We start from the raw sequence: 20,592 nt of genomic DNA, 5'->3' as shown, positions 1-20,592 counted from the left end.
ACAGGCGAAAGATGTTCCAGAAAATCCTCATCGCCAATCGCGGCGAAATCGCCCTCAGGGTGCTGCGCGCCTGCAAGGAGCTTGGCATCCAGACGGTGGTGGTGCATTCGACCGCCGACGCCGACGCCATGCATGTGCGTCTCGCCGACGAGAGCGTCTGCATCGGCCCGCCGCCGTCGCGCGACAGCTATCTCAACATCCACCAGATCGTCGCCGCCTGCGAGATCACCGGCGCCGACGCGGTGCATCCTGGCTACGGTTTTCTGTCGGAGAACGCCAAGTTCGCCGACATCCTCGCCGCGCACAACATCACCTTCATCGGCCCGACCGGCGACCATATCCGCATCATGGGCGACAAGATCGAGGCCAAGCGTACCGCAAAACGCCTCGGCATTCCCGTGGTGCCCGGCTCCGACGGCGCGGTCACCGAGGACAAGGAAGCCAAGCGCATTGCCGCCGCGATCGGCTACCCCGTCATCATCAAGGCGTCGGCGGGCGGCGGCGGGCGCGGCATGAAAGTGGCGCGTAGCGAGGCCGACCTTGAGGTGGCGCTGCAGACGGCACGCTCGGAGGCGGGTGCGGCCTTCGGCGACGACGCAGTCTATATCGAGAAATATCTGCAGAAGCCGCGCCATATCGAAGTGCAGGTGTTCGGCGACGGCGCCGGGCGCGGCGTGCATTTCGGCGAGCGCGACTGCTCGCTGCAGCGCCGCCACCAGAAAGTCTGGGAAGAAGCGCCCTCGCCGGCTCTCAATGCCGAGGAGCGCGCGCATATTGGCGGCGTCTGCGCCAGGGCGATCGCCGATCTCGGCTATTCCGGCGCCGGCACGATCGAATTCCTCTATGAGGACGGCCAGTTCTATTTCATCGAGATGAACACGCGCCTGCAGGTCGAACATCCGGTCACCGAGGCGATCACCGGCATCGATCTCGTGCACGAGCAGATCCGCGTCGCCTCGGGCGGCGGGCTTTCGGTGCGCCAGGAAGATATCCGCTTCCATGGCCATGCCATCGAATGCCGTATCAACGCCGAGGATCCGCGCACCTTCACCCCCTCGCCGGGCACCATCACCCACTTCCACACGCCGGGCGGCCTCGGCATCCGTGTCGATTCCGGTGTCTATTCGGGCTACAAGATCCCGCCCTACTACGACAGCCTGATCGGCAAGCTGATCGTGCACGGCCGCAACCGCGTCGAATGCATGATGCGGCTGCGGCGCGCGCTCGACGAATTCGTCGTCGACGGCATCAAGACGACGCTACCGCTGTTTCGAGACCTCGTCGGCAACGCCGACATCGCCAATGGCGACTACGATATCCACTGGCTGGAAAAATACCTGGCCGAAGGCGAGTGATACAGGGGCGAAGCGATGACCCGTCCCTACGCACCCGGTTATCGCATCCCGACGGACCTTTTGCTCAAAGCCTATGCCTCCGGCGTCTTCCCGATGGCCGAGAGCGCCAATGACCCCGAAGTGTTCTGGGTGCGGCCGGAGACGCGCGGCATCATTCCGCTCGACGGGTTCCACATACCGAAAAGCCTGAGAAAGACGATCCGCAAGAACCTGTTCGAGTTCCGCATCGATTTCGACTTCGAGGCGACGATCGAGGCCTGTGCCGAGAGGCGCGAGGAACGTCGGTCGACCTGGATCAACGCGCCGATCCGCGAAGCCTATATCGAGCTGCATCGGATGGGCCATTGCCATTCGGTCGAGGCCTGGCACAACGACCGGTTGGTCGGGGGGCTCTACGGCGTATCGCTCGGCCGCGTGTTTTTCGGCGAGAGCATGTTCGCCAGGGAGACCGACGCGTCAAAGGCCTGCCTGGTTCACCTCGTCGACCGCCTGAAGGCGCGCGGCTTTGCACTGCTCGATACGCAGTTCACCACCGAGCATCTCAAACGCTTCGGCGCAATCGACGTGCCGCGCGGCAAGTACGAGAAGATGTTGGCCGAGGCGCTGAAGGGCGAGGCCGTGTTTTTTCCATAAACTGGAATGGTTCATCGTTTCGAAGAAACGCAATCCCGGACGGAAACCGTTCACACTTTTCCTGAAATTGCTCTAGCGGCCGGTCAGCGTTTTGCTGCCGTCACAGCGGCGTCTGTGCGTGGAACATCATCTTCCAGCCATTGACGCGGTGGACATAGCCGGTGCTGACCAGCGCCGCATAGGCTTCGCCATCTTGCCGGGTCGCACGCGCCTCGTAGGTCAGCATGACGATGTCGCTGCCCGGCTCGATGATGCCCTTGAGGTCGATGTCGAGATCGCGCCAGCGGTTCGGGTCCGTGGCAGTTGCGGCCAGATCGGCATTGCTCATCACCCGCGCCATCTGCGGGAAGGCCACCAGGCATTCGCTATCGGCATTGGCCTTGAAATAGTCGGCGCCGCCGCTCCAGAATCCCCTTTCGATGTCGAGAAGTTCGTTCTTGTTGGCCGTCATCATGGCAACCTCCTCCGTAGAGTGGCACCAACGCTCGGGCAACACGGCGGTTCCGCAAGACGCGGTATCCGCCGCACGCTGACAGATTCTAGTTGGTTTTGGGGGCGGCGGGTGCCGGCACGTCGGACTTCTGCTTGCAGCCCTTCAGCCAGATATCATAGACGGCATGCTCGACGGCGTTGATCCCGGGGCTTTCAGCAAACATCCAGCCGGTGAAGATACGGCGTATTTTCCGGTCGAGCGTGATCTCGTCGACCTCGACGAACGAATCCGTCTTCGGCTCTTCGTTTTCGGGCCGTGAATAGCAGATGCGCGGCGTCACCTGCAAAGCGCCGAACTGCACCGTCTCGTCGATATAGACATCGAAGGTGATGATACGGCCGGTGATCTTGTCGATGCCGGCGAATTCAGCGACGGGATTGGTGATGCGCTCGGATAGTGCGGGTGCTGCAGGCGCCACCGACGCGTCCGGCGCAGGCGGCGCCAACTCCTGCGCAGCAGCAAGCGCCACCATAGAAGCGAGAACGACCGCGGTTAATCCGCCCGTCAAAAATCGGCTGAACATGCTCATGCAAGGTCCGGTGGTTTGCGCCCGGGTGATTCTCTTAACGCCAAGGCTAGTTGCTGCTGTCGGATCAGCAAACAGCTAAACAGCAATTGTGGCGACAAAGGACCGCCCCGTGGGGACCGCGCCAGTGGAGACCGCGCGTGTCGCAGCGATCGATCACGAACCAGGCGTCCAGGCGTCGTAGTCGCCCGTCACCTGCGGACGATGCTGGTTGGTTAGCACCGAGCCCTTCGGCCGATAGGCCGCGGGGCTGCCGGTGAGGTTCGGCACATGCGGCTTTTGCCAGTCGCGTGGCTTGTAGTCTTCGCTTGGCGGCGCAACGTCGACACGGTGATGGATCCAGCCATGCCAGCCGGGCGGAATCGCCGAGGCTTCCGAATAGTCGCGGTAGATGACCCAGCGGCGGGTGCGGCCTTCCGAATCGACGCCGCCCTCATAGTAGACGTTGCCGACCTCGTCCTGCCCGACCTTCTTGCCGTGCCGCCAGGTGTGGAAGCGCGTTCCCAATGTCTGGCTGTTCCACCAGGTGAAAAACTGCAGAAGGAAAGTTTTCATCCAAATCCTCGTGGCAAGTCCTTGAAGCAAGTCCTCGCGGCGGCTGCGGCGCCTGTTCCTGCTTATGGCGTCACGGCATTGCGAAGGCAAGCGTCTTGCCGCAACCGGCGAGCAAATGGCTGGCGGGAAAGCGAAACGATCATGCGATTTTCGCGTCCGCCCGAAGCAGATGAAATGGGTTGTTGGCAACCTTACGCAGCGTTATTCTAAGAGTTGAAGCTTCGTTGCCTCAAGGACGGCAAATGAGAGGGGCTCATGTCATCGCTGGCGGGCACGGCCGGTCGCGCATTGCCGCAGGTCGTTGAGGCGATCTACGATTCGATTGCCGACGTCGACCGCTGGCAGGCGACACTCGAGGCCATCTGCAACCTGGCGGAAGGCCAGCTTGCCATGCTCGCCGTCATCGACACGATCAGCAGCTCCGCGCGGTTTTCGGTGTCCTGCGGCGATCCCGCAGTTCTTGAGCCGTTGAAGCATGACTATGGCTCGCAAGTGCCGTTCTATGCGGCGGTTCCCAAGATGGAGATCGACGTGCCGTTCACCGTCGATTCGATCTACGCCCTGCAAGGCCCGGATACGCGACAGAGATGGCTCGAAAGCCGCATCGTGCGCGAATGGGTACAACCCAACCGGCTGGACGATTTCTTCTGGGTGGCGTTGATGAAGCGGCCGACCCGGATCGGCACGTTGATGGTGGTCACCGACAAGGACAGGCGCCAGATTTCCCGCGAGGATCTCGATCTTGTCGGCCTGCTGGCCCCGCATGTGCGGCGCGCGGTGACCATCGGCGACCTGTTCGAGGCCGAGCGGCGCAAGGCCGAAATCTTTCGCTCCATCATCGAAAGCCTCGACCATCCGGTGCTGATCGTCGCCGAAGACATGACCATCATCTTCGCCAATCCGTCAGCCGAAGCGTTGCTCGCCGAAAACATTTCGGTCGCTTGCGTGCGCGGCCAGCTTTCCTTCACCTACGCCAATGCCAATGCCGCGATCGGCCGCGCCGTCCAGCTCGGCACGCGCGACGAATTCGCGCTCGGACCTTGCGGCATCAATATTCCCCTGGCCAAGACGGCCGTTCCGGCGGTGGCCCATGTGATGCCGCTGGCGCGGCGTGAAATCTCGGCGCGCATCGCGCAGCGCGCCGCCGCAGCGATCTTCATCGCGGCGGCCGGTTCGGCACCAATCCCGGCGCTTGACGCCATTGCGGCGCTGTTCGGACTGACCGCGGCAGAAAGGCGCGTCGCCGGTCACGTTGCCGCCGGCCTAACGCGAAAGGAAATCGCCGCCGCCGGCGGCGTCTCCGACGGCACCGTCAAGTCGCAGTTGGCGACGATCTTCGACAAGACAGGTACCGGCGATCAACGCGAGCTCGAACTTTTGATGCGCGAATTGTCGCCGCCCTTGCGCTCCAGTTGATTTTGCGCGGGGTTTCCCGGACCGGCAGCGGTCCAAAAGACTCGGCCGGCAAGTTTTTTCCAAGCCCTTGAGACCATCGTCCGCAAAATCTGCGAAACGAAACCGGCATCGTTGCAATTCGGCCAAAATCATGGTGCGGTCGTTCGCGGTCCAGAAACGCGGCACTACGCTCGGCTGGAATGAAAATGGTTTCTGGCGCGGATCTCAATCTTTGACACCGACATCTACCGAGCGGCTGCTCCCCTACCTCTTTCTGCTTGGGCTGATCGCAATCGCGGTCGCTTTCCGGCCACTGCTGCCCGTCGACGAAACGCGATATCTAAGCGTCACCTGGGAAATGTATCTGAGCGGACAGATCTTCGTCCCGACGATGAATTTCGCGCCCTATCTGCAAAAGCCGCCACTGCTGTTTTGGCTTATCGACCTTGTCTGGACCGTTTTCGGCGCCAGCCGGCCGGCGGCGATGCTGGTCATCTTCGCCGCCTCCTCGCTCGTCATCTGGCTGACGACGGCGTTGGCAAAGACCCTATTTCCGGGCCGCGACGACATCGCCCGGCGCATCCCCTGGCTGGTCGCCGGAAGCAGCGTGTTCGTCATCTATTCGACGCTGATCCTGTTCGACTTGTTGCTGACGGTCTTCGTGCTCGCCGCGCTGTTGTCGCTGATTGCCTTTGGCCGCAGCGGCAACCGCTGGCAGGCCGTTCTGGCCGGGCTGTTCATCGGCATGGGCGTGCTGACGAAAGGCCCGGTGATGCTGATCCATATCGGCGCGCCCATCCTGTTCTACCCGTTCTGGCGCGACCGGCGGGCGGGACTGACGACACCGAACTTCCTCGCTGGAGTGGGCCTGGCAGTGCTCGCCGCGCTGATTCCGGTGGCGATCTGGCTGGTGCCGGCGACCATCCTGACAAAAGGCAATTTCGTCTATGATCTCGTCTGGAACCAGTCGGCGGGGCGTGTCACCGGCAATTTGCGCAATTCGCACGGCCGGCCATTCTATTTCTATCTGCTGCTGCTGCCCGTCATGTTCATACCGTGGATCTTCATACCCGAGGTCTGGCGGTTGAAGCTGCGCACGCGGATACGCAGCCTGATCGAGACGAAGTCGCCGGACCTGCGCGCCTTGCGCCTGCTATCGTTCTCGTTCGTTGCCGTGTTTCTGGTGTTCAGCGCGATATCCGGCAAACAGCCCCACTACGTCGTGCCGATGTTGCCGTTCGTGGTCATCCTGTTCGGCTATTTCATGGCGGAGATCCCGCTCGCCAGGCTGAAGAGCTCGGCCATTGTCATGCTTGTCATTTTCGGCATCGGCCACGCGGTGGCATCGGCAACCGCGTTCAAACGCTATGACCTGACGCCGCTCGCTAACTTCATCGACGAGCGAAAGGATGCGGACTGGGCCGTGGCTTTCGACTATCAAGGCGAAGTCGGCTTCCTGGCCCGGCTGCAAAAGCCATTCGAAACCACCGACAAACCGGAAGAATGGCTTGGCTCGCATCCCAGCGGCTATGTCATCGACAAGGTTTCCAAGGATCCGGGCACTGCAGGGCAAATCGCGTTCCGGCTCCGCGTCGAACGCGGTTATCTCGTCGTGCTGAAGGGACAGCATTGACGATCGTCACCGGTACGCGAGTTCGTCCCCCGCACGGGAGATGAAGGCGTTGCTGCTTCGTGGTTCCATCGCTCGATAGAACCGGGAGGTATTCATGCGCAAGCTTATCTCGACGACGCTTTTCGTCTTATCGCTCGCTGTGGCCGGCCTTGCCGCCGATCCGGCATGGAGCTTCAAATGTCAGTCCGGAACGATCGGGCAAGGCAGTTGCTCCTGCTCAGGGACCGCCGACTGCACCGACATGCGGCATTCCAAAATGTGCAAGGGCGACCTGAACTGCGGTTCGGGCAAATGCTCCTGCACGGCCGCATTGGTAGTCGACCCCGGTCCGAAAACCCCCAAGCCCAAGGTCGTCGCGCCGAAGGCGACAACCAAAGGCGTCGTGAAGCAATAGCCATCCAATCGGAAAGGACGGCGGCTTGACGCGCTAGGCCCGCCCGATGTTTCGCGGTTCATCCCCCGTGCGGGCGATGAACCGCCATCGAAGAAATGCTGCTGTCTAGCCGGAGGGTGGTTTCCAGCGACAGAGCGAGGATACCATGTTGAAAACCTGCACGATGCTGTTCTTCTGCCTGATGGCGGCCACCGCGGCCGCCCAGCCGCCGCCTTCGGGGCCGCCGGTTCCCAGTGCGGCACTTGCCCTATGCAACCCCGTACAATCGAACAGGCCCTGCAAAGCCGAACTCGGCGTGTTCCTGATCACCAACACCGTCCGCAACCTGGCGCAAGCCAAGGTCGACGCCACCAACGCACAGCTCGCCGCCCAGGGACGATCGTCACGCGCATCGATCGAATCGCTGAAGCAATGGCGGCCGTCGCGCTTTGCGACGCAGATGCTGAACCAGCCGAACAGCTGGTTCGTCAAGGTTCCTTACATCCTGACCATCAAAGTCTCGATCCCGGTGACCTCCGACCGCCACATCGGCATTCCCATAGACGTCAACGTCTTCTGCAGCGGCTGGCAGACCGATTCCAGCCAGGTCATCATCCGCTCGCAACCCGGCCCGGCGAGCTTCGAGGGCGGCAACATCCTCGAAGACGTTTTCAACGTCGGCAATTACATCGACGCCCAGGTACGCAGCTCGTTTTCGGCACCTCTGCCGGTGACGACGCCCGTTCCAAATTCGAAATGCTCGGCCATGGACGGCTCCGATGCCGGCACGCAGGCCACCGGCGATGATCTCATCTTCTGGACGGTGCCGCGGCGCAACCTGATAGTGACGGACGCTATAGCCAAGCCGACGGTTGAAGTGACCTTCGACAGCCTCACACGTCTGGCAGCCCGCGACTTCCACAACAATGTCGTCTACGCGGAATCCGAGGCCATAAACCTCAACGTCTACGCCAATGAGGACGGCCTTCAGAAGGCGCTGACGATGCGCGAAGGCGACATGGCTGCGCTGAACCTTCCCGCACTCAGGCTCGACGCGCGAAAATACGATTCGCTGGTCGTCATCGGCAATGTCGACCAGCCGCCGAACGATCCCAGAGACAGCGCCTTCGCAGTAGCGGCCAAGACTGCGGGATTCGGTGCCGGTTCCAAGATCATGCAGATCCCGAAGTGGTATTCGAGGCCTCCGGACCAGTTCAATCCCAAGCCTACATGGATCCGAGTTCCCGGCTATGAGCTGCACTATACGGTACGCTATCTCAACAGCGGTGGGCTGGCAGTCGATGGTGGAACCAGCACGGTCCGGCCTCCAAAAGTAGGCGTTCCGATAAAGACGCTCATCAAGCCGAAAACGCCCTGACGCGGCCGCTTGCGGATGACGGCGGCGGTTCAGACCGCTGCCGCCATCCCCCGCGCGGCCGATGCGGCAGCGCCGGCTTCATGGCCTGATCTTGCGGGAACAAACGCGCCGCTGCGCCACTAGCGAGCGACGCCATCGATAGAGACGAACGATGCTGCACCTTCCCCAAACCATGCCCGCCGTCCGGATCATTGCGGCAATCTCGCTGCTTGCCTTCCCGAACTTCCTGCCGCCGGTCACGAGCCCGGCGAACGCGCTGCCGGTCAGCCAATCCTGCCGGATCACCACCTATTACAAGACGGCGGCAAAGGCGACGGAGGTTGGCGTGCGCTCGACGTGCCAGGGCGTCAAAAAATGGGGCGTCACCTCGAAATATTACGAGGTCGAAAAGATCGAAGCCGCCACGCCCCCGCACACGTCGGGTGGCGGCGGCAGCCTGCCGTGCGAGTTTCTCGCTGCCGGCTGCTCCAACCTGCCCGTGAAACGCAACTGAGCGCCAGGCGAACGAGCTAGCCGATCGCCTTCTCCAAAACCAGCGCCGGCAATCCTGACGCGCCGCCGCAATCGGCCGTGTTGCCGGCGGGCAAGAAACCTCTCGAGCGGTAAAAGGCGATGGCCGGAGCATTCGCTTCCTCGACCTCGACGCGCAGCGTCCGGGCCTCCGGAAAGCTGGCCTCGATCTCGTCCAGCAGGGCTTGGCCGATGCCTTGTCTCTGCCAGGCCGGATGCACGTAAAGCTGGTTCAGCATGACGATCCCGGGATCCGTGGTGGCGGCGGCGAAGGCCATGCCGCCGATGCTCTTGCCGTCGTCGGCGAGCAGGAACTCCGAATTCGGCCGCGTCAGCCGTGCTTTGAGCGCGGCGATCGAATGCCATTCATCGGTGATTTCAGTGACCCGCACCGCGCCGTAGATGGCGTCATAGGTGGCATGCCATGTCTCGACCAGCAATGCGCGCACCGCCGCAAGATCGCGCTCGCTGGCGGTACGGACGAACATCCTACTCGATCCCGAGCCTGGCCTTGACCAGCTCGTTGACCGCCTGCGGATTGGCCTTGCCGCCGGTCGCCTTCATCACCTGGCCGACGAACCAGCCGGCCATGGTCGGCTTGGCGCGCGCCTGCTCGACCTTGTCCGGGTTGGCCGCGACCACCTCGTCCACCGCCTTTTCAATGGCGCCGGTATCGGTGACCTGCTTCATGCCGCGGCTTTCGACCAGCTGGCGCGGATCGCCGCCCTCGTTCCAGACGATCTCGAACAGATCCTTGGCGATCTTGCCGGAGATGGTGCCTTCCTTGATCAGGTCGATGACCGCGCCAAGCTGGTCTGGCGAAACAGGAGCATTTTCAATATCCTTGCCGGCTTTGTTCAAGGCCCCCAGGAGGTCGTTGATGACCCAGTTGGCGGCGAGCTTGCCGTCGCGCCCGGCCGCCACCTTCTCGAAATAATCGGCAATCGCCTTTTCAGAAACCAGGATCGAGGCATCGTAGGTCGACAGGCCGAGCGAGGTGATCAGCCGCGCCTTCTTGGCGTCCGGAAGTTCCGGCAGGTCCTTTGCCAGCGCGTCGACATAGGCCTGGTCGAATTCCAGCGGCAGAAGGTCGGGATCGGGGAAATAGCGATAGTCGTGCGCTTCTTCCTTGGAGCGCATCGAGCGCGTCTCGCCCTTGTTGGGGTCGAACAGCCGCGTTTCCTGCTCGATCCTGCCGCCGTCCTCGAGGATTGCAATCTGGCGGCGCGCCTCATAGTCGATGGCCTGGCCGATGAAACGGATCGAGTTGACGTTCTTGATCTCGCAGCGCGTGCCGAATTCGCCGCCGGGCCGGCGCACCGAGACGTTGACGTCTGCGCGCAGCGAGCCTTCGTCCATATTGCCGTCGCACGTACCGAGATAGCGCACGATAGTGCGCAGCTTGGTGACATAGGCCTTGGCTTCATCGGCGGAGCGCATATCCGGCTTGGAGACGATCTCCATCAGCGCCACGCCGGAGCGGTTGAGATCGACATAGGACATCGTCGCATGCTGGTCGTGCATCGACTTGCCGGCGTCCTGCTCAAGGTGCAGGCGCTCGATGCCGACCTCGATGTCCTCGAACTCGCCCTGCCGGTCAGGGCCGACCGAGACGATCACCTTGCCCTCGCCGACGATCGGCTGCTTGAACTGCGAGATCTGGTAGCCCTGCGGCAGGTCGGGATAGAAATAGTTTTTCCTGTCGAAGACCGATTTGTGGTTGATCTCAGCCTTCAGGCCCAGCCCGGTACGGATCGCCTGCTTGACACATTCCTCGTTGATGACCGGCAGCATGCCGGGCATCGCCGCGTCGACCAGGCTGACATTGGCATTGGGCGCGGCGCCGAAAATGGTCGAGGCGCCGGAAAACAGCTTTGCCTGTGAGGTCACCTGCGCGTGGACCTCGAGGCCAATGATGATCTCCCAGTCGCCGGTGGCGCCGGGAACCAGGCGCTTGGCGTCGGGCGTGCGGGTATCGATGATGCTCATAAGGGCCTGCATATTGAAATTGCGGATATGCGAGAACGCATATTTTGATGTGCAACTTCGCTAGTGCAAACCGCCAAAAGAGACAAGCGCAAAGCCGCAGGCGCCGACGCGGCACAGGCCCGCACCTGCCGCGATGGACTGCTATAGCGGCTTGAAAAAATTCAATGGCCGGCAACCCGGCCGCCGTCGCCTCATGCCGTGGCGATGTAGGCCCTGATCTCCTCGGCCTCGCGCTCGACATCCTCGATGCGCCGCTTGACTACGTCGCCGATCGACACGATGCCGTCGAGCAGCCCGTTCTTTTCCACCGGCAGATGGCGGAAGCGGCCCTTGGTCATGATCTCCATGACCTCGTTGACGGTGTGGCTCTCATTGCAGATCTTCACCTTGGGCGTCATCGCCGAGCGGATGGCGAGGTCGAGCGCCGCGGCCCCCTCTTTGGCGAGGACCCGCACCACATCGCGCTCGGAAAGAATGCCGACGATCTTGTGATCGCCGTTGGTGATGACCAGCGCGCCGATCCTGTGTTCGGAAAGCATGCGGATGGCTTCGCTGAGCTTTTCGTTCGGCCCGAGCGTCACCACGTCGTGGCCTTTTGCCTCGAGAATTGCCTTAACAGTCATGGCGTCCTCCTCTGCATTTCCTTGCCGGCTCCTGCCCTGGCCGGCTTTCCCTGGGATGAACATGGTGCGCCGCGATCGGTTGCTTTTCAAGTGCGGAGGTCTCAGGTCTCCGGCTCGTCCACCTGCCGGGGTGCCTGCTCTCGCCGATCAAAAAACCGCAGGCCGAAGAAGCCGGCAAGAAAGCCGCCAATATGGGCTTCCCAGGCGATCTGGCCGTCAATGCCGGGCGCCAGGCCGAAGAGGCCGGTCGCGAGGTTGATCACCATCCACATGGCGAGAAAGGTGACGACACCGCGCGAGCGCAGCACCGCCGCCATCGGCAAAGGCTGGCCGGTGAAGGCGGCCTTGCCCGACGAGCGATCGATGCGGAAGCCGTAGCGTGCCGCCGCGCCCATCATGCCGGAAATCGCGCCGGACGCGCCGACCAGCGGCGCCTCGCCAAGCGGATGCATGGCCCAGAACAATGCCACCGCCGCCAGTCCGGTCGCGGCGAAGAACAGGCTGAAGCGCAGCGCGCCGAAGCGGTTCGCCAGCGGTGAGCCGAAGGCCGCGAGCCACACCATGTTGATGGCAAGATGGGCAAAGCCGCCATGCAGGAAGGCGTAGGTGAAAGGGCTTGAAAACGCAAAGAAATCCAGGTCGAAGCGGCCGGAATAGCGGATCGGCACAAAGGCAGCCCTGACAAGCAGTTCGAAGTCCTGGTCGTCAGTCAGCCAATAGACCCGGATCAGATGAACCGCGACGCAGATGCCGATCACCGCCAGCACCACGGGCGGCAGGTTGAACACCGGCTCGCGGCGCTGCTCCGGCTCGCGGGCGACAGGCCCGCCCTCGCCCTGCTCGATCTCCGGTGGGCTTTCTGGGTCGCTCATATGGCTTGCACTCAGTCGCTGGATTGGACTTCGCGAGCATGTAGATCACGGCCAACCGAATCACAAACGGCGAATCAGCAGGCCCGAATCAAAAAAGAAGCCGTCCAAGGTTTCCCTTGAACGGCTGGTCGAGCCCCCTTGCTCCCCCTGAACTCTTGACTGAAGTGCTGCCGATCGTCGCAAAACGACCGCTTCTGGAGTGGTTTTGGTGTGCCACAGGGCTGGCAGGCGCGCAACGTAAACCAGTTGTTAACCTTAACCGCCCCGACCCGTGAACAAGTATTAACGACGCTGGCACGCATCCTGCTCCGCAACGCATGTAGGTCTTCGGAGGGCGCCCTTCTGTTCACCGATGGGACATCAGAAGACAGAATGCGCGGAGCAGCATTAGCATGAACCAGACCGGATCGATCACGCTGTTCCATTATTGGAACCGGTTGCGTGACGGACGCCCTGCCCCGAAGCGCTCGGAAGTCGAACCCGCGGATATCAAGTCGCTGCTGGCCGACACGTTCATCCTGGAAAAGGACACGCGCGGCGAAGCGGTGTTCCGGCTGGCCGGCACCAGGCTCTGCGCGGTCTATGGTCGCGAACTCAAGGGGTTTTCATTCCCTTCGCTGTGGCGCGAGAAGGACCAGCGGCTGATCTCGAAGCTGACCGACGGCGTCTTCGACCTGAAATCGGTGATGCTCATCACCTATGAGGGTTTCAGCCGCAACGGCCGGTCCAACAGGTTCGAGCTGCTCGCGCTGCCGCTCGACGGCGGGGTCGAGAGCCCGCGCTGCCTCGGCGTGATAAGCGCCGTCGAAAAACCCTTCTGGCTGGGTGCCGACCCGGTTCTCGACGCGTTGATCGATTCGATCCGTGTCGTCGATCCCGACAAGGAGCCGATGTTCCTGAAGAACCGGCCGGCGATAGAGGTTCCCTCGCTCGCCCCGTCGGAATTCGACCCGCCCGAGACGATTTCGGCGCTCGGCCAGGCCCGCCGCATCCGTCACCTGGTCGTCTTCGACGGCGGACGCGAGGAATGATGCCCAAAGCTTAAAGCAACAGCGCCGGGCTTTCCCCTTTGTTAACCTGCTTTGTTGTAGTTTTCCGCTGAAATTCCCCGCATCCATGCGCGGAATGCCGAATGGGGTATGGCAGTGATGAGGTCAGCGGCGGTCGACCATGCGCCGTCCCAAGCTGAAAGGCGTAACTTTCAGCGCGTCCGCGTGAAAATTTACGGACGCTTCATGCTGGAAGACCGCACCGAACATCCCTGCCAGGTGGTCGACATGTCGCCCGGCAACGTTGCGCTGCGCACCGAGCGCGCCGGCCTGGCTGGCGAAAAGGTCATTGCCTATATCGATCACATCGGCCGCATCGAAGGCGTCATCACCCGCACCCTGCAGGATGGCTTTGCGATGACCGTCATCGCGTCCGACCGCAAGAGGGACAAGCTCGCCGCGCAACTGACCTGGCTTGCCAACAAGCACGAGCTCGACCTGCCGGAAGACCGCCGCCATGAACGCGTCGCACCGCGCAACCCGACGAGCGTGCTGCAGCTTGCCGACGGACGCCAGTACCAGTGCCGCATCATCGACCTGTCGCTGTCGGGCGCGGCGATCGAGATCGACATCAAGCCGGCCATCGGCGTCCAGGTGACGCTGGGCACCATGCGCGGCCAGATAGTGCGTCATTTCGAAGATGGCGTCGCCATCGAGTTCGCCGTCATCCAGCGGCCGGAAACGCTCGATACCGAATTCAGCTCACCGCGCGGCTGACGCAGAAGCCTTAGCGCCATCGGGAAGAGGCTTGCGATCCTTCGCGCCCCCTCTGTCCTACCATCCTAGCTGTTCGAACGGCGCGACGAAGCATGGGAACGCACCCGGCTAGAATCCTTAAACAATTCTATACTCAATTGCGTCAAATTTTATGTTTATTCTATGGGCGTTTTACTTAATGTCTACTTCGCGCTTTTGCGTCAAATAAATCCAGCCGTGTCATTGTCTCCTCAAACGGGGAGACTGAATAATGAACAGGATGAGGGGCAAGCTGTTGCTGGCGGCAATAGCGATGCAGCTTTTCGGCTGGGGGACTGTAAACGCGGCGGAGCCGGCCTTCATGCACACCGGCGGCCGCACCACGCAGCCGGTCGGTCACTACGAATTGTGCCAGCAGCTTCCGCAGGAATGCAATCAGAGGACGCCTGGCCGGGCACCCGTCGAGCTCACCCGCAAGCTGTGGGCGACGATCGTCAGGATCAACAATTCGGTCAACAGCAAGGTCGCGCCGCGCACCGACATGGAAATGTGGGGCAAGGAGGAAGTCTGGTCCTTTCCCAATAGCGGCTTCGGCGACTGCGAGGACTATGCGCTGGAAAAGCGCCGCGAGCTGATGAGCATCGGCGTGCCGGCCGGCGATCTGCTGATGACGGTGGTGCGCCAGCGCAATGGCGACGGCCATGCGGTGCTGACCGTGCGCACCAGCCTTGGCGAGTTCATCCTCGACAATCTCCAGCCCAAGGTGCTGTCCTGGACCAATACCGGCTACACCTACCTGAAGCGCCAGTCCGAGCGGAATTCCGGTGCCTGGGTGACCATCAACGACGGCCGCTCCGACGCGGTCGCCAGCGTCCGCTGAGGACGCGACGCAAAACCCGGTCGAGTCCCCCCCCCACCCCCGCCCAACGACCGGGTTTAAGGAGCCGGCCCCGTCCCCGGGCCGGCTCCACCATTTCCGGCGGAACACATCTCGGTACAGTTATCTCCGCTTTGTCTCCAATTGCGCCTCGTCATCCAAGCTGTCTCACGATCGTTTGTGGGATACGAGCTGCCGTTCGTCGCCGAAACGCCGTTACTTGCCCCTGACACGGAACGCGTCGACAAAGGCGGAAAACGCCGGAGAGGGATGCCGTCGGCTTGGATAGTACAGGTGGTAACCCTGGAACGTCGGGCACCATTTGGTCAGGACTTCCTGGAGAAGGCCACTCTCAATGTGTGGAAGGACGAGTTCGCGCGGCAGATAGGCCAAACCCACACCGTCAAGCGCGGCCTGGATCGCCGGCCCCATGTTGTTAAGCGTCAGTTGCCCCTCGACCCGAGCACTGAACTCGCGCGCTCCTTCCCGCAATTCCCAGGCATAGACCGATCCTGACGTCGGCAGCCGGTAGTTGATGCAGTTATGGTCGGTCAGCTCCTGCGGTGTCTCAGGCGGTGACCGGTGGGCGAAGTAACGGGGTGAGCCGACCACAGTGTAGGTCACGTCGGCTCCGATGCGCACGGCTACCATATCCCGGGCAATGGACTCGCCCAGCCGCACACCGGCGTCGAACTGGCGCTCGACGATGTTGGTGAAGGCGTTGTCGACCACCAGCTCGACATTGATATCGGGGAAGTCGCTCAGGAACTTTGGCAGCCGGGCGCGGAAGACAATGTCGACCGAATCGTCGGTGCACACCAGGCGAATGTTGCCGGACGGCCTGTCGCGAAGGACGCCGAGAGCGCTGACCTCAGCCGCAATGCCTTCGAAGTGCGGTTCGATGCCTTCCTTGAGGCGTTGACCGGCCGCCGTCGGGGCGACGTCGCGCGTGGTGCGAGACAGAAGACGAACGCCAAGCCGCGACTCCAGCGACTTGATGGTGTGGCTAAGAGCCGAAGGAGTGACGCCGAGCTTGGCGGCTGCTCGGGTGAAGCTCCGCGTCCGGGTGATCTCCAGGAACGCGCGCATTTCGGCGAACTCGTCGCGTGGCATTGATGAGCCTCATTCACAACCACATCAAAATTATACCCGCTAGTCGCATTTGGCCAACCCGACTACTTAGTTCGGCAACGGACAGGAGACTGCCTTATGACCATTGAACTCGCGCTGAACGAAGCCGCCGCTGCTGACAGCACGACGACCCCATGGTCTGCGGTGGTCTGCCTGTCGCTGCTGACCTTCCTTTTGGTCGGACTGGAGTTCCTGCCGGTGAGCCTGCTCACCCCGATCGCTCAGGATCTGGCCGCCTCCGAGGGTCAGGCCGGCCAGGCAATCGCGGTATCCGGATTCTTCGCCGTGGTTACCAGCCTCTTCGGCAACTCGCTGTTGCGAAACGTCGATCGACGGACGGTGGTTCTGCTCTATACGGCAGTGCTGGCCGCATCGAGCCTGGCGGTGGCGCTTGCTCCCAACTTCCTGGTCTTCCTGGCCGGGCGGGCGCTGGTCGGCATCGCGATCGGTGGTTTCTGGTCACTGTCGACGGCCATTCTGGCCCGCCTGGCCGCGGGACCCGACCTGCCCAAGGCCATTGCCTTGCTCCAGGGCGGCACTGCCTTCGCATTGGTGATCGCCGCGCCCGTCGGCAGCTTCCTCGGATCGCTGATCGGATGGCGGGCAACCTTTTTCGTCACTGTCCCCATCGGCCTTGCGGCGCTCGTGTGGCAGTTGGCCGTTCTCCCGAAGATGCCGCCGATGGAGGCCGCCTCGGTGTCGAGCATGTTCGGCCTGCTGCGGAATCGCAGATTCGCCATCGGCATGGGCGCGACCGGGCTCGCTTTCATCGGGCAGAACGCGCTCTCGATCTATCTGCGGCCGTTTCTGGAAAACGTGACGGGCCTCGAGGTCAACACCCTCTCAATGGCTCTGTTGGGCGTCGGCCTCGGTGGCGTGGCGGGACTGTCGGTCATCGGCCTCATACTCCGGCGGCACCTCACAGCCGTGCTGATCGGGCTGCCGAGTGCACTCGCGGTCTTCGCTCTACTGCTGATTGCCTTTGGACCGTTTGCACGCGCCACAGCCGGCCTGCTGGTTCTTTGGGGAACGTTCGCGACCCCGATCCCGGTGGCGTGGAACACCTGGATGACCACCCTTATCCCCGAAGACCTGGAGGCCGGCGGCGGACTGCAGGTCGCCCTGATCCAGTTCGCGATCGCGGGCGGCGCTATCGCAGGAGGCCTGCTGTTCGACGTGGCCGGCTGGTGGAGCGCCTTCCTTCTCGCCGCCGTCCTGCTCACGGGCTCGGCCTTGCTCGCCGCCTCGGCCGGGCCCCGCACCTGAACTCTTTCAATTCTTGTCTAGGAGAATCTCATGTCCGAAGGAATCGAAAACAAGGTCGTCGTCATCACCGGTGCCAGCAGTGGCCTCGGTGAAGCGACGGCACGCCATCTTGCCGCACGAGGCGCTTCAGTGGTCCTGGGTGCACGCCGGTCACACCGCATCGACGCGCTTGTCCAGGAACTGACCGCCGCTGGGTTCAAAGCCAAGGCCGTCACTACGGACGTCACCGACGCCGGCCAGGTCCAGAACCTGGTGAACACAGCGGCCCGGGAATTCGGCCGCATCGACGTGATGCTGAACAATGCGGGCCTCATGCCGTTGGCCCCGCTCGAACGGCTCAAGGTCGACGAATGGGACCGGATGATCGACGTCAACATCAAGGGCGTCCTTTACGGCATCGCGGCCGCGCTTCCGTACATGAAGGAGCAGCGATCGGGGCACATCATCAATGTCTCGTCCGTATACGGCCATGTGGTCGACCCGGGTGCCGCGGTCTATTGCGCCACCAAGTTCGCCGTGCGTGCGCTGTCCGAGGGTCTGCGGAAAGAGGTCAAACCCTACAATATCCGCACCACCGTGATCTCGCCGGGCGCTGTCAGCACAGAATTGCTCGAGCATATCAGCGAGCAGGATATCCAGCAGGGCACCAGGGACTTCGTGAGCAAGATCGCCGTGGGGCCAGATACGTTTGCCCGCACGGTCGCCTTCGCGATCAACGAGCCCGACGACGTCGATATCAACGAGATCTTGTTCCGTCCTACCGCCCAGCCGGTTTGACTTGGAAGGAGCTATGCTTTCGGTATCCTAAGGCCCGGCTCCACCATTCTGGGTCGGCTAGACCTTCTTCAGCCCCGCCCTGAACCGCCTGCCGTTGGCCACATAATGCGCGGCCGAGGCGCGCAGCCTGGCGATTGCGGCCTCGTCGAGCATCCTGACGACGCGCGCGGGCGAGCCGACGATCAGCGAATTGTCGGGAAATTTCTTGCCTTCGGTGACCAGCGCACCGGCGCCGACCAGCGAGTTGTTGCCGATCTTCGCGCCGTTCAGCACGATGGCGCCCATGCCGATCAGGCTGTTGTCGCCGATCGTGCAGCCATGCAGCAGGGCACGGTGGCCGATCGTGCAGCCTTGGCCGACGGTCAGCGGAAAGCCGGCATCGGTGTGCATGATTGTGTGCTCCTGCACGTTGGTGTCGGCGCCGATGACGATCGGCTCGTCGTCGCAGCGGACAACGACGCCGAACCAGAAGCCGGCATTGCGGCCGATCCTGATATTGCCGATCAGGGTGGCGTCGGGCGCGATCCAATTGCTGTCGGCGTCCTCGAAGGCGGGCGCTTTTCCGTCAATCGCGTAGATCGGCATTGCTGTCTCCAGATCGTCTCACACCGACAAGCTGCCAGACCCTAGAAGCGAAGCCGCCCAGGACGCAATGGCGATCACCACCATGCCCAGCGCCAGCGCCCAGATGGTCGCCGTACAACCGCAGGAGATCAGCCCCAGCACCGAGATGCGACGCTCGCGCCAAGCGTCCAGCGCCTCGTTGGCGAACATCAGCGGCCCGGCGCAAGCCGTCGCGGCGAGCGAGCGCAGCATGTGCTTCGACGACACATAGGGCTGGACGAAGGCAAGCTTGCGGCCGGCGACCAGCTCCATCGCCGATCCGACCAGGCCGCAAGCCGTCAGCCCAGCCATGAAACTGAATATGATTTGTTCGACCGGACCCATCTTTACCCTCCGTTTACCATGAAATCGCACAGTCGCCTGCAAAAGCTGCGAAGCAAGAGCCGTGCCGTGCCGAGATGTGCCGCTCAGGTACACCCGACGGGACGGTAAACGAGGGTCACGATGAAGCAGGCAGCCGCCACAGAGGGCCCGCAACTCAGCGTCGTCGATTCGACGCTGATGAAGCGGGTGTTTTATGCGTTCGCGACGCTGGCGCTGCTTTCGGTGGCGATCAGCCTCGGCGGCAAATGGTTCGGCCGCTCGATCGCCATGGCCGGATACACCGACGACACCACGGTCCACGAGGTCGTCATCGGCAACAACATCATCGCCGTGCCGGCCAATGTCATCCGCTTTGCCCAGGCCCGGCGCGACGGCATCGCCTCGCGGCTCGACCTCTATCTGCGCTATCCCGAGATGGACGGCTACAGCGAGGCTGCCCGCAACGACTTCAACCACACCGGACCCAGCAAGGACATCGTCTTCCTGTCGTTCGAGCCGCAGATGATGTCGCGCGATATGAGCGGCCGCTTCGCGCCGATTTACAGCGCGCTGATCGCCAAGCCGGGTACGCCCGGCCCTGGCGGCATGCTGCTTTACGCCTTCAGCGAAAAATCAGGCTATCTCAACGAAGTGCTGGCGGTCGCAAACCGCCCCGGCAAGGATCCGTTCGTTGCACGCTGCCTGAGCGGCCCGAGCGCGGACGAATCGCTAGCGCCCTGCGAACGCGACATCCTGGTCGGCGACAATCTCAGCCTCACCTACCGCTTCCCCCGGGAATTCCTCGGCGACTGGCAGGTGCTCGACGCGGCGATTTCGGGCGAGGCGGCGCGTGTGCTGAAGACTGGGGGGTAGCTTGATCCTTTGACCGGCCTGAAGGGCTGTGGGCTGGAGCCCCGCCAATCGGGCTATCAATCTCCAGGGTTTGCGATTAGCTGTAGGCCCACCACGCCTTCGTCATCCTAGGGCGGAGCAGGAGCGAAGCGACGTCGCGGAGACCCTAGGATCCATGCCGTTACCTCAGCCGAGGAATGCAGCGGTTCAGAACGGCACTTGCGTCGGCGCCGGCGCAAGCTACCCTTCAACCATGACCGGCTATGCCTACATGACTGCAAGCCAGAAGCGCGGCACGATCTACATCGGTGTCACCAACGACCTCGGCCGCCGCATGCCGGAGCACAAATCTGGCGAAGGCTCGCGCTTCACCAGCCGCTACGGCGTACAGCGTCTGGTCTGGTACGAGGAACATTTCGACATTCGCGACGCCATCCAGCGCGAGAAGTCGCTGAAGCGCTGGCCACGCCAGTGGAAGATCGAACTGATCGAGAAGACCAACCCTGAGTGGTTCGAACTTTTTCGCGGAACAGGTTGGTAGAGGACGCCCAGCCGGTGCCAAGAAGCATTCGATTCTGGTCAGAGCGGAGCACTGCCGCGGGGTAACGGCATGATGGGGTGGACGGCCCCCGAAGCGGCATCGATGTGCCAGATTGAGGTCGTATAGAACTTCAATCGAAGG

Annotated in this window: 24 protein-coding genes; 14 read left to right on the top strand and 10 right to left on the bottom strand. The window is 62.5% G+C overall.

Features of this window, described 5'->3' with window-relative positions:
* The first annotated feature begins 11 nt into the window (after positions 1–11).
* Complete coding sequence (gene accC / locus AC0L2X_RS24300) at positions 12–1,355, top strand: acetyl-CoA carboxylase biotin carboxylase subunit (RefSeq protein ID WP_352492533.1); 1,344 nt, start codon at positions 12–14, stop codon at positions 1,353–1,355.
* Between the two features lie 15 nt (positions 1,356–1,370).
* A complete protein-coding gene (aat, locus tag AC0L2X_RS24295) occupies positions 1,371–1,988 on the top strand; it encodes a leucyl/phenylalanyl-tRNA--protein transferase (protein WP_352668240.1) in 618 nt (205 codons plus the stop codon).
* A gap of 100 nt (positions 1,989–2,088) precedes the next feature.
* On the opposite strand, the gene AC0L2X_RS24290 is transcribed toward aat, so the two are convergent.
* From AC0L2X_RS24290 to AC0L2X_RS24280, 3 genes are all read right to left on the bottom strand, one after another.
* On the bottom strand, positions 2,089–2,439 hold the full coding sequence (locus tag AC0L2X_RS24290) for a hypothetical protein (RefSeq protein WP_473561204.1): 351 nt from the start codon (positions 2,437–2,439) through the stop codon (positions 2,089–2,091).
* A gap of 88 nt (positions 2,440–2,527) precedes the next feature.
* Positions 2,528–3,010 carry a DUF2155 domain-containing protein gene (locus AC0L2X_RS24285; protein WP_473561190.1) on the bottom strand — a complete coding sequence of 161 codons (483 nt, stop codon included), beginning with the start codon at positions 3,008–3,010 and terminating at the stop codon, positions 2,528–2,530.
* A 153-nt stretch (positions 3,011–3,163) separates the two neighbouring features.
* A complete protein-coding gene (locus AC0L2X_RS24280) occupies positions 3,164–3,562 on the bottom strand; it encodes an NADH:ubiquinone oxidoreductase subunit NDUFA12 (RefSeq protein ID WP_023674818.1) in 399 nt (132 codons plus the stop codon).
* 255 nt (positions 3,563–3,817) lie between these two features.
* On the opposite strand from AC0L2X_RS24280, the gene AC0L2X_RS24275 reads away from it, so the two are divergent.
* The 5 genes from AC0L2X_RS24275 (at position 3,818) to AC0L2X_RS24255 (ending at position 8,834) form a co-directional block, all read left to right on the top strand.
* The gene (locus AC0L2X_RS24275) at positions 3,818–4,978 is read left to right on the top strand and encodes a helix-turn-helix transcriptional regulator (protein ID WP_352492537.1); all 1,161 of its coding nucleotides are present in this window, start codon (positions 3,818–3,820) and stop codon (positions 4,976–4,978) included.
* A 211-nt stretch (positions 4,979–5,189) separates the two neighbouring features.
* The gene (locus AC0L2X_RS24270; protein WP_473561191.1) at positions 5,190–6,590 is read left to right on the top strand and encodes an ArnT family glycosyltransferase; all 1,401 of its coding nucleotides are present in this window, start codon (positions 5,190–5,192) and stop codon (positions 6,588–6,590) included.
* Positions 6,591–6,684: 94 nt separating this feature from the next.
* Positions 6,685–6,984 carry a hypothetical protein gene (locus tag AC0L2X_RS24265; protein ID WP_352484548.1) on the top strand — a complete coding sequence of 100 codons (300 nt, stop codon included), beginning with the start codon at positions 6,685–6,687 and terminating at the stop codon, positions 6,982–6,984.
* 145 nt (positions 6,985–7,129) lie between these two features.
* On the top strand, positions 7,130–8,341 hold the full coding sequence (locus AC0L2X_RS24260; RefSeq protein ID WP_473600417.1) for a hypothetical protein: 1,212 nt from the start codon (positions 7,130–7,132) through the stop codon (positions 8,339–8,341).
* Between the two features lie 151 nt (positions 8,342–8,492).
* Positions 8,493–8,834 (top strand): hypothetical protein, encoded by a 342-nt coding sequence (locus tag AC0L2X_RS24255; protein ID WP_473600416.1) that lies wholly within the window; start codon positions 8,493–8,495, stop codon positions 8,832–8,834.
* Positions 8,835–8,850: 16 nt separating this feature from the next.
* Here AC0L2X_RS24255 and AC0L2X_RS24250 read toward each other — a convergent pair whose 3' ends face one another.
* The 4 genes from AC0L2X_RS24250 to AC0L2X_RS24235 all read right to left on the bottom strand — a co-directional run bounded on the left by AC0L2X_RS24250 (position 8,851) and on the right by AC0L2X_RS24235 (position 12,335).
* The gene (locus AC0L2X_RS24250; RefSeq protein WP_473561194.1) at positions 8,851–9,339 is read right to left on the bottom strand and encodes a GNAT family N-acetyltransferase; all 489 of its coding nucleotides are present in this window, start codon (positions 9,337–9,339) and stop codon (positions 8,851–8,853) included.
* A gap of 1 nt (position 9,340) precedes the next feature.
* Complete coding sequence (gene gatB / locus AC0L2X_RS24245; protein WP_473561195.1) at positions 9,341–10,840, bottom strand: Asp-tRNA(Asn)/Glu-tRNA(Gln) amidotransferase subunit GatB; 1,500 nt, start codon at positions 10,838–10,840, stop codon at positions 9,341–9,343.
* A gap of 191 nt (positions 10,841–11,031) precedes the next feature.
* Entirely contained in the window at positions 11,032–11,463 is a 432-nt protein-coding gene (locus tag AC0L2X_RS24240) for a CBS domain-containing protein (protein WP_473561196.1), read from the bottom strand.
* 101 nt (positions 11,464–11,564) lie between these two features.
* Positions 11,565–12,335: a rhomboid family intramembrane serine protease gene (locus AC0L2X_RS24235; RefSeq protein ID WP_473561197.1), complete on the bottom strand. Its 771-nt coding sequence runs from the start codon at positions 12,333–12,335 to the stop codon at positions 11,565–11,567.
* 392 nt (positions 12,336–12,727) lie between these two features.
* On the opposite strand from AC0L2X_RS24235, the gene AC0L2X_RS24230 reads away from it, so the two are divergent.
* The 3 genes from AC0L2X_RS24230 to AC0L2X_RS24220 all read left to right on the top strand — a co-directional run bounded on the left by AC0L2X_RS24230 (position 12,728) and on the right by AC0L2X_RS24220 (position 14,960).
* A complete protein-coding gene (locus tag AC0L2X_RS24230) occupies positions 12,728–13,366 on the top strand; it encodes a PAS domain-containing protein (RefSeq protein WP_352492545.1) in 639 nt (212 codons plus the stop codon).
* Between the two features lie 117 nt (positions 13,367–13,483).
* Complete coding sequence (locus AC0L2X_RS24225; RefSeq protein WP_473561205.1) at positions 13,484–14,101, top strand: PilZ domain-containing protein; 618 nt, start codon at positions 13,484–13,486, stop codon at positions 14,099–14,101.
* 259 nt (positions 14,102–14,360) lie between these two features.
* Positions 14,361–14,960, top strand: coding sequence for a transglutaminase-like cysteine peptidase (locus AC0L2X_RS24220; RefSeq protein ID WP_352492566.1), 600 nt, complete (start codon positions 14,361–14,363; stop codon positions 14,958–14,960).
* A gap of 213 nt (positions 14,961–15,173) precedes the next feature.
* Here the strand turns inward: AC0L2X_RS24220 and AC0L2X_RS24215 are convergent, their stop codons facing one another.
* Positions 15,174–16,070 (bottom strand): LysR family transcriptional regulator, encoded by an 897-nt coding sequence (locus tag AC0L2X_RS24215; RefSeq protein ID WP_473561198.1) that lies wholly within the window; start codon positions 16,068–16,070, stop codon positions 15,174–15,176.
* A gap of 96 nt (positions 16,071–16,166) precedes the next feature.
* Between AC0L2X_RS24215 and AC0L2X_RS24210 the strand changes: the two genes are divergently transcribed.
* Together AC0L2X_RS24210 and AC0L2X_RS24205 are read left to right on the top strand one after the other, a co-directional pair.
* Positions 16,167–17,354, top strand: a complete 1,188-nt coding sequence (locus AC0L2X_RS24210; RefSeq protein WP_473561199.1) for an MFS transporter — start codon at positions 16,167–16,169, stop codon at positions 17,352–17,354.
* A gap of 30 nt (positions 17,355–17,384) precedes the next feature.
* A complete protein-coding gene (locus tag AC0L2X_RS24205) occupies positions 17,385–18,131 on the top strand; it encodes an SDR family oxidoreductase (RefSeq protein WP_473561201.1) in 747 nt (248 codons plus the stop codon).
* A gap of 57 nt (positions 18,132–18,188) precedes the next feature.
* Here the strand turns inward: AC0L2X_RS24205 and AC0L2X_RS24200 are convergent, their stop codons facing one another.
* A complete protein-coding gene (locus tag AC0L2X_RS24200) occupies positions 18,189–18,716 on the bottom strand; it encodes a gamma carbonic anhydrase family protein (RefSeq protein ID WP_352492550.1) in 528 nt (175 codons plus the stop codon).
* 18 nt (positions 18,717–18,734) lie between these two features.
* The gene (locus AC0L2X_RS24195; protein WP_352668269.1) at positions 18,735–19,079 is read right to left on the bottom strand and encodes a DUF6949 family protein; all 345 of its coding nucleotides are present in this window, start codon (positions 19,077–19,079) and stop codon (positions 18,735–18,737) included.
* 120 nt (positions 19,080–19,199) lie between these two features.
* On the opposite strand from AC0L2X_RS24195, the gene AC0L2X_RS24190 reads away from it, so the two are divergent.
* Positions 19,200–19,931 (top strand): hypothetical protein, encoded by a 732-nt coding sequence (locus tag AC0L2X_RS24190; protein ID WP_473561202.1) that lies wholly within the window; start codon positions 19,200–19,202, stop codon positions 19,929–19,931.
* A gap of 232 nt (positions 19,932–20,163) precedes the next feature.
* Entirely contained in the window at positions 20,164–20,451 is a 288-nt protein-coding gene (locus tag AC0L2X_RS24185) for a GIY-YIG nuclease family protein (protein WP_236376965.1), read from the top strand.
* The last annotated feature ends 141 nt before the right edge of the window (positions 20,452–20,592 follow it).

This window comes from Mesorhizobium sp. WSM4828 (assembly GCF_055811175.1).
This window is presented reverse-complemented; position numbering and strand designations above follow the sequence as displayed.

Coding starts and splice junctions, on each gene's coding strand:
- AC0L2X_RS24275 (WP_352492537.1), top strand. CDS start 3,818: ATGTCATCGCTGGCGGGCACGGCCGGTCGCGCATTGCCGCAGGTCGTT.
- AC0L2X_RS24240 (WP_473561196.1), bottom strand. CDS start 11,463: ATGACTGTTAAGGCAATTCTCGAGGCAAAAGGCCACGACGTGGTGACG.
- AC0L2X_RS24185 (WP_236376965.1), top strand. CDS start 20,164: ATGACCGGCTATGCCTACATGACTGCAAGCCAGAAGCGCGGCACGATC.
- aat (WP_352668240.1), top strand. CDS start 1,371: ATGACCCGTCCCTACGCACCCGGTTATCGCATCCCGACGGACCTTTTG.
- AC0L2X_RS24220 (WP_352492566.1), top strand. CDS start 14,361: ATGAGGGGCAAGCTGTTGCTGGCGGCAATAGCGATGCAGCTTTTCGGC.
- AC0L2X_RS24230 (WP_352492545.1), top strand. CDS start 12,728: ATGAACCAGACCGGATCGATCACGCTGTTCCATTATTGGAACCGGTTG.
- AC0L2X_RS24210 (WP_473561199.1), top strand. CDS start 16,167: ATGACCATTGAACTCGCGCTGAACGAAGCCGCCGCTGCTGACAGCACG.
- AC0L2X_RS24250 (WP_473561194.1), bottom strand. CDS start 9,339: ATGTTCGTCCGTACCGCCAGCGAGCGCGATCTTGCGGCGGTGCGCGCA.
- AC0L2X_RS24290 (WP_473561204.1), bottom strand. CDS start 2,439: ATGACGGCCAACAAGAACGAACTTCTCGACATCGAAAGGGGATTCTGG.
- AC0L2X_RS24205 (WP_473561201.1), top strand. CDS start 17,385: ATGTCCGAAGGAATCGAAAACAAGGTCGTCGTCATCACCGGTGCCAGC.
- AC0L2X_RS24190 (WP_473561202.1), top strand. CDS start 19,200: ATGAAGCAGGCAGCCGCCACAGAGGGCCCGCAACTCAGCGTCGTCGAT.
- AC0L2X_RS24225 (WP_473561205.1), top strand. CDS start 13,484: ATGAGGTCAGCGGCGGTCGACCATGCGCCGTCCCAAGCTGAAAGGCGT.
- AC0L2X_RS24265 (WP_352484548.1), top strand. CDS start 6,685: ATGCGCAAGCTTATCTCGACGACGCTTTTCGTCTTATCGCTCGCTGTG.
- AC0L2X_RS24280 (WP_023674818.1), bottom strand. CDS start 3,562: ATGAAAACTTTCCTTCTGCAGTTTTTCACCTGGTGGAACAGCCAGACA.
- AC0L2X_RS24195 (WP_352668269.1), bottom strand. CDS start 19,079: ATGGGTCCGGTCGAACAAATCATATTCAGTTTCATGGCTGGGCTGACG.
- AC0L2X_RS24260 (WP_473600417.1), top strand. CDS start 7,130: ATGTTGAAAACCTGCACGATGCTGTTCTTCTGCCTGATGGCGGCCACC.
- AC0L2X_RS24285 (WP_473561190.1), bottom strand. CDS start 3,010: ATGAGCATGTTCAGCCGATTTTTGACGGGCGGATTAACCGCGGTCGTT.
- AC0L2X_RS24255 (WP_473600416.1), top strand. CDS start 8,493: ATGCTGCACCTTCCCCAAACCATGCCCGCCGTCCGGATCATTGCGGCA.
- AC0L2X_RS24215 (WP_473561198.1), bottom strand. CDS start 16,070: ATGCCACGCGACGAGTTCGCCGAAATGCGCGCGTTCCTGGAGATCACC.
- gatB (WP_473561195.1), bottom strand. CDS start 10,840: ATGAGCATCATCGATACCCGCACGCCCGACGCCAAGCGCCTGGTTCCC.
- AC0L2X_RS24200 (WP_352492550.1), bottom strand. CDS start 18,716: ATGCCGATCTACGCGATTGACGGAAAAGCGCCCGCCTTCGAGGACGCC.
- AC0L2X_RS24235 (WP_473561197.1), bottom strand. CDS start 12,335: ATGAGCGACCCAGAAAGCCCACCGGAGATCGAGCAGGGCGAGGGCGGG.
- accC (WP_352492533.1), top strand. CDS start 12: ATGTTCCAGAAAATCCTCATCGCCAATCGCGGCGAAATCGCCCTCAGG.